The sequence below is a fragment of the Sandaracinobacteroides sp. genome (assembly GCF_057137845.1).
This window is the reverse complement of the sequence record NZ_DBNHFX010000185.1, coordinates 1-6,557: the sequence shown is the minus strand read 5'-3', so window position 1 is coordinate 6,557 and position 6,557 is coordinate 1. Positions and strand designations below refer to the sequence as shown.

Below are 6,557 nucleotides of genomic sequence, written 5' to 3'. Positions count from 1 at the left end.
GTGCAGCCTGTTGCCGCCAGCAACTGCGGGGCAAGTTCTTCGCCGGTCTGTACCGAAAATGGGCCGCTCAGCACCGCGAGCGGCGGCAGCCCCGCTTCGGCGGCAACCGCCTGCGCGCCCCTGAGCCGTTCCTGACAGAGCAGGATTTCCAGCGGCCCCGACAGAACCCCGATCCGGCGATGCCCAAGCGAGACGAGGTAGGTAAGGACGTCCCGCGCCGCCGCCTCGTTGTCGATATGGACACCCGGCACACCCAGATCCGGGCTTAGCTCGCAGGCATTGACGATCGGCGCGGGCGTTGCCTTTGCACACATGCGCCGCAGCGTTTCGGGGATGCGGCCGCCAAGGAACAGCAGGCCGTCCACCTCTTTTGTCTTCAGCATCGCCGCATATTCATCCTCGACGTCCGGGTCGTTGCGGGTGTCGCCCAGAATGATCGAATAGCCGGCCTGCCGCGCTGCTTCCTCGGCGCCACGGATCACGTTGAAATAGAATGCGTTGGAAATATCCGGAACGGAAACCAGAATCCGCGACGAACGTGCCGTGCGCAGCGATCGCGCCGCGACATTCGGTTCATAGCCCAGTTCGTCGACGGCGCCGATCACCCGCTCGCGCAGCGTCCTCGTCACGCGGGAGGGCTGCGCCAGCGCACGCGACACCGTCGCAGTCGAGACGCCAGCCAGTCGTGCGACATCCTGAATCGTTGCCATCGCACTGTTGTAACGCGCGATGACCGGCTGTCGAGATACCAGTAAAGACTATTGGCTGGCGTCTGGTTGCCGGTCCGGCTGGGCGGCGGCGAACGCGGGCAGCGTCAGCGCAAAGTCATTCACCGCACGCACGCGCGGGAATGGCGCCAGGTCGACGGAAAACCGGTTGGCATTATAAACCTGCGGCACCAGATAGCAGTCGGCCAGGGTTGGCGTATCGCCAAAGGCGAGGCGTCCGCCATGTTCCTCGATCATGCGCTCGATCGCGGTAAACCCTTCGGTGATCCAGCGGCCGACCCACGCGTTCACCTGCTGGTCGGTGGCGCCGAAGTCCGCCCGCAGCGCCTTCAGCACGCGCAGATTGTTCAGCGGATGGATGTCGCATGCAACCAGCGCACCCATCGCCCGGACGATCGCAGCATCAAGCGGTGCGGCGGGCAGCAGCGGCGGCTCGGGCCAGCAGGCATCGATCCATTCGAGGATCGCCGGGCTTTCGATGATGGTCTGGCCGTCATGCTCGATCGCGGGAACCAGCCCGTGCGGCGCCAGCTTCAGATAGGCCGGATCTCGTTGCGCGCCCGCCCTGAGATCGTGGCCGATCTGTTGATAGCCGACACCTTTCAGGTTCAGCGCGATGCGCACCCGATAGCTTGCGCTCGATCGCCAGTAGCCGTGCAGAACAGGCGCAGTCATCGGGCGGGCATCACTCGTGCGCTGCAGGTGCCAAAGCCGATTGGAACATGGCCTGCCGCCGATGCCCTGCCCGTCAGGGTGATCTCGTCACCGTCCTCCAGGAAGGTGCGCGCCTCTCCGTTCGGCAGCGGGATCGGTTGTTTGCCACCGTCGCAGAGTTCCATCAGGCTGCCGAAGCCTTCCCGCCCCGGCGACGAGATGGTTCCGGTGCCCAGCAGGTCTCCGGGCTGAAGGTTGCAGCCGTTCATCGTGTGGTGGGCAAGGATCTGCTGCACCGTCCAGTACATCGAGCTTGCAGGCCCCCGGCTTAAACGGACAGGTTGCTGGCCGCCCGCCCGCATGGCGGCCGTGCTTAGCGATACTTCCAGCGTGATCGCCAGTGCGCCATGCGCCTGGTCGTCGTCGGCGGCCAGATAGGGCAGTGGCCCAGGATCGCCTGCCGGTCGCGGCGGCTGGGCCATGCGGAACGGCGCAAGCGCTTCGGGCGTGATCACCCACGGCGACACCGTCGTCTGGAAGTTTTTTGCCAGAAACGGCCCGAGCGGCTGATATTCCCACGCCTGAAAGTCCCGTGCCGACCAGTCGTTCAAAAGGCAGAAGCCGGCGATGTGCGAAGCGGCGTCGGCAATCGCGACGGGTTCGCCAAGCGCATTGCCCGGCCCGATCCAGACGCCGAGTTCCAGTTCATAATCAAGGCGCGCGGTCGGTCCGACCGTCGGCGTTTCGGCGTCCGCTGCCTTGCACTGGCCGTTCGGCCGGCGAACCGGAACCCCTGACGGGCAGACCGAAGACGCCCGCCCATGATAGCCGATCGGCACATATTTATAGTTTGGCAGCAACGGGTTATCCGGCCTGAACAGTCGCCCGATATTGGTTGCATGATGAATGCCCACGTAAAAATCCGTGTAATCGCCGATCCGGGCAGGCAGGTGCAGCGTGCAGGCATCCGCCTTGTGCAGCGCATCAGCAACATGCGGGCGATGCCGGGTGTCGATCAGCAGTTCGCTGATGCGTCGCCGCAACTGCCTTCGCTGGCCGGGGGGCAGCGCCATCAGGTCGTTCAGCGTGGTCTGCCGGGCATGAAGCGCTGCATCAGCCGGCAGAAGACCGTGCGTGGCGCAAGCCGACAGGTCGAGGATATCGTCGCCGATCGCCACGCCGATGCGCAGCGCGCCACCGGTGGGAGCGAATACGCCGAAGGGCAGATTCTGCACCGGAAAATCCGGGTGGCCGTTGGCGCTGTCGACCCAGCTTGTGCGGTTCGGGTCGTGCGTTTCGTCTGTCTGCCACCAGTTCATGCGCGGCCGCCCGATGGGTTGCCTTTGGCAAAACCCTGCCAGCAGTTGTCGTAATCCTGTTGCAGCAACGGCGTCTCCATCGCCCAGCGCGTCGGACGGAATGCGTAGCGGCTCTCGAACATGAAGGCCATGCTGTTGTCGATCTTCTCGGGTTTCAGGCTGGCGGCAACCGCCTTCGCATAGGTTGCGGCGTCCGGCCCGTGGCTCGCCATCCGGTTGTGCAGGGATGCTCCTCCGGGCACGAAACCATCGGCCTTCGCGTCATATTCGCCGGTGACGAGGCCCATGAACTCGCTCATGACGTTGCGGTGGAACCATGGTGGGCGGAACGTATCTTCGGCGACCATCCAGCGCGGCGGGAAGATCACGAAATCGATGTTGGCTGTGCCCGCAGTGTCGCTGGGCGACGTCAGAACAGTGAAGATCGACGGGTCGGGGTGATCGAAGCTGACCGTGCCGATGGTGTTGAAACGGCCGAGATCGTAGCGGAACGGCGCCAGCGTCCCGTGCCAGGCAACCACGTCGAACGGCGAATGGGCCTGCGTGGTCGTCCAGAGGTTGCCCAGATACTTCTGGACGATTTCGGTCGGTCGCTCGATGTCCTCGAAAGCCGCCGCCGGGGCCTCGAAGTCGCGCGGGTTGGCAAGGCCGTTGGAACCAATGGGGCCAAGTTCCGGCAGGCGGAAGGGCGCGCCGTAGTTTTCGCAGACATACCCGCGCGCAACCCCTTCCGGCAGATCTATGCGAAAGCGCACGCCCCTTGGGATCAAGGCAATGGCCAGCGGCGCGACATCCAGCACGCCCTGTTCGGTAACGATCCTCAGCGCGCCCTGCTGCGGCACGATCAGCAGTTCGCCGTCGGCGCTGAAAAAGGCGCGATCCACCATCGAACGGTTCGCGGCATAGAGATGCACGCCGCAGCCCGCGCCGGTGTCGGCGTCGCCGTTGCCGGCGATGGTCGTCAGACCGTCCACGAAATCGACGCTTTCGGCAGGCCACGGAAGCGGGTTCCAGCGCAGCCGGTTGGGGGAAGGGGGCATTTCGTCGAACGGGCCGGAACGCAGCAGCGATTTTCGCTGATATGGGCGGAACGGCGGATGTTCGGCCGCCGGCCGCATGCGATACAGCCAGCTATGCCGGTTGTCGTGCCGTGGCGCGGTGAAGGCGCTTCCGGAAAGCTGTTCGGCATAAAGCCCGCCCGCCACGCGCTGTGGCGAGTTGCGCCCATGCGGCAGCGCGCCTGCCACGGCTTCCGAGGCGAGATGATTGCCGAAACCGGCCAGCAGGCGGTCAGCCATTGACCGTCACCACGCCGCGCCGGATCTGGTCCAGCTCGATGCTTTCGAACAGCGCCTGAAAATTGCCGTTGCCGAAGCCTTCATTGCCCTTGCGCTGGATAATCTCGAAGAAGATCGGCCCGAACATCGGCTCGGTGAAGATTTGCAGCAGCAGCCCCTCTCCGTTCTGGGCGCTGCCGTCGATCAGGATGCGGTTGCGTCGCAGCCGTTCCAGATCTTCGTCGTGCCCCGGAACACGCTTGTCGACCAGTTCATAATAGGTCTCGATCGTGTCTTGCAGGCGCACGCCGCGCTGGCGCAGCTTCTCGACGGTCGCGTAGATGTCGTTCGTCGTCAGCGCCAGATGCTGGATACCCTCGCCGTTATATTCGCGGATGAATTCCTCGATCTGGCTGTTGTCGTCCTTGCTCTCGTTCAGCGGGATGCGGATCGCCCGGTCCGGCGCGATCATCGCCTGGCTGAACAGCCCGGTGGCCTTGCCCTCGATGTCGAAGAACTTCTGTTCCTCGAAATTGAACAGGGTCCGGTAGAATTCGCTCCAGACCCGCATCTGCCCACGGCGGACATTGTGGGTCAGATGGTCGAGGAGATCGAGGCCGACATTGTTTGCCGCTTCCGCCTCGCGCCAGCCGGGGAACGCGGCCCAGTCGCGATAGAGATCCTCGCCGTCGCGGATGAAATAGAGATATGATCCGCCGATACCCTGAATGACGGTGTCGTCCTCGGAGGTTCGCTTGGCGCCATGTTCCAGCGCCCAGACCATCGCTGCGGCAGGGTCGGCTACGCGAAACGCCATCGCGCTGGCCGATGGCCCGTGTTCGCCGCGAAACGACGCGACACGCCCGGCCTCGTCGCGGTTCAGCATCAGGTTGATCCGGCCCTGCTTGTAGCGGGTGATGTTCTTTGTCGGGTGGCGGTGCGTCGGGGTGAAGCCAAGCGCCACGAACTGCGCGCCCATTTCGGCGGGATCGGGCGACGTGAATTCGACGAATTCGAAGCCGTTCAACCCAAGCGGGTTCGGCGCGGCATCGCCGGTCTGGGCTGGCTGGGTATTCGGCACGATGTTCATTGCAACTACGCTCCTGTTTTCATGGGTTCCGCCTGCCGCGCGCATAGGCCTGGGTGCCACGCGCAATCACGGTGTCGCCGGGCTGGATCGCCTCGATCCCGATATCCGGCAGATCGTGCAGCCTGGCGTAGAGCGGCTCGAAATCGGCTTCGAGGGTCTGGCGCAGCAGGTCGTCGAAACTGTCGATCACGAAGTAGGTCTGCTGGAAGTCGTCGATCCGATATGGGGTGCGCATGACGCGGCCAAGATCAAAGCCGATGCGGTTGGGCGACGGATCATCCAGCGCGAACATCGATTCCGCATGCGACGAAGCGATGCCGGCGCCGTAGATCCGCAGATGGTCGCCGTCGCGGATCAGCCCGAATTCGACGGTGTACCAGTAAAGCCGCGCCAGCCGCCCGATCGCCCCAAGGCCGTTTGCGCGCAGACCGCCCCGTCCATAGGCCTGCATATAGTCGGCAAACACCGGATCGGCGAGCAGCGGCACATGGCCGAATACGTCGTGGAAGATGTCTGGCTCTTGCAGATAGTCGATCTGTTCGGGCGTCCGGATGAAGCGGCCGGCGACGAAGCGGCGGTTGGCAAGATGCTCGAAAAATACGTCATCCGGCACAAGGCCCGGAACCGCGACCACCTGCCATCCGGTTACATTTTCAAGGCGTTCGGAAAGATCCGCAAAATCCGGAATGCCGGGCTTCGCCATGTTCAGAAGGCGCAGCCCGTCCATGAACTGCGGCACCACGCGGCCGGGCAGCAACGCCACCTGACGCGCGAACAGGCGGTCCCACATCGCATGTTCGGCAGGGCTGTAGCGTTGCCAGTCCTGCGGGATCGTCCAATCCCCGGCGATGCTGGCCGGGCGGTCTGGCAGAGCGTGCGACATCTTGCGACAATGACACGGACTATTCGCAAAATCCTATCATTCTGCGCTGTATCAAGCAAATTAGTGAATTGCATGTTTCATAGTTCTGCAGATATTGAAACGCATGAACCTAGATGCGATCGATCGGCGAATCCTGAACCAGTTGCAGGCAGACGCGCTGCTAAGCAACGCCGAACTGGCCGAGCGTGTCGGCAGTTCGCCCGCCTCGTGCTGGCGAAGGGTGAAGGCGTTGGAGGCGGCAGGCGTGCTTGGGCCGGCGGTGCGGCTGCTGGATGCGCAGGCGCTTGGGCGGCGGGTCAATGTGCTGTGCAACGTGCGCGTCCGTTCGCATGCCCGCGACGTGCGCACCGCATTCGAGGATTTCGTGCGCGAACGGCGCGAGATCATGGAGTGCTACTCGATGTCGGGGGACTGGGACTATCTGCTGCGCGTGGTGGCGGCCGATGTCGCCGACTATGAGCATTTCCTGATGCGGGTGTTGCTGGACCACCCGTCAGTCGGCGGCGCCTCCTCGCATTTCGCGCTGTCGCAGACGAAGTACACGACGGCATTGCCGATCTGACGATCAGGCAGTTCGGCCCGTGCGGGTGCACCGGCAATGAAAAA

7 protein-coding genes are annotated in these 6,557 nt (G+C 63.9%); 1 reads left to right on the top strand and 6 read right to left on the bottom strand.

What is annotated here, in order from left to right; translation table 11 throughout:
• The 6 genes from AC16JP_RS10380 to phhA form a co-directional block, all read right to left on the bottom strand.
• Nucleotides 1-710 (bottom strand): LacI family DNA-binding transcriptional regulator (locus AC16JP_RS10380; protein ID WP_484340542.1); only part of this gene is annotated, 710 nt, incomplete at its 3' end.
• Nucleotides 711-758: 48 nt separating this feature from the next.
• On the bottom strand, nucleotides 759-1,403 hold the full coding sequence (gene maiA, locus AC16JP_RS10375) for a maleylacetoacetate isomerase (protein WP_484340541.1): 645 nt from the start codon (nucleotides 1,401-1,403) through the stop codon (nucleotides 759-761).
• Nucleotides 1,400-2,701, bottom strand: a complete 1,302-nt coding sequence (fahA, locus tag AC16JP_RS10370; RefSeq protein ID WP_484340540.1) for a fumarylacetoacetase — start codon at nucleotides 2,699-2,701, stop codon at nucleotides 1,400-1,402. Before fahA ends, maiA begins: the two co-directional genes overlap by 4 nt.
• On the bottom strand, nucleotides 2,698-3,999 hold the full coding sequence (gene hmgA, locus AC16JP_RS10365) for a homogentisate 1,2-dioxygenase (protein WP_484340539.1): 1,302 nt from the start codon (nucleotides 3,997-3,999) through the stop codon (nucleotides 2,698-2,700). Before hmgA ends, fahA begins: the two co-directional genes overlap by 4 nt.
• Nucleotides 3,992-5,068 (bottom strand): 4-hydroxyphenylpyruvate dioxygenase, encoded by a 1,077-nt coding sequence (hppD, locus tag AC16JP_RS10360; RefSeq protein ID WP_484340538.1) that lies wholly within the window; start codon nucleotides 5,066-5,068, stop codon nucleotides 3,992-3,994. Before hppD ends, hmgA begins: the two co-directional genes overlap by 8 nt.
• Nucleotides 5,069-5,087: 19 nt before the next feature.
• Complete coding sequence (gene phhA, locus AC16JP_RS10355) at nucleotides 5,088-5,951, bottom strand: phenylalanine 4-monooxygenase (RefSeq protein WP_484340537.1); 864 nt, start codon at nucleotides 5,949-5,951, stop codon at nucleotides 5,088-5,090.
• 103 nt (nucleotides 5,952-6,054) lie between these two features.
• Between phhA and AC16JP_RS10350 the strand changes: the two genes are divergently transcribed.
• Nucleotides 6,055-6,513 (top strand): Lrp/AsnC family transcriptional regulator, encoded by a 459-nt coding sequence (locus AC16JP_RS10350; protein WP_484340536.1) that lies wholly within the window; start codon nucleotides 6,055-6,057, stop codon nucleotides 6,511-6,513.
• Nucleotides 6,514-6,557 lie beyond the last annotated feature (44 nt).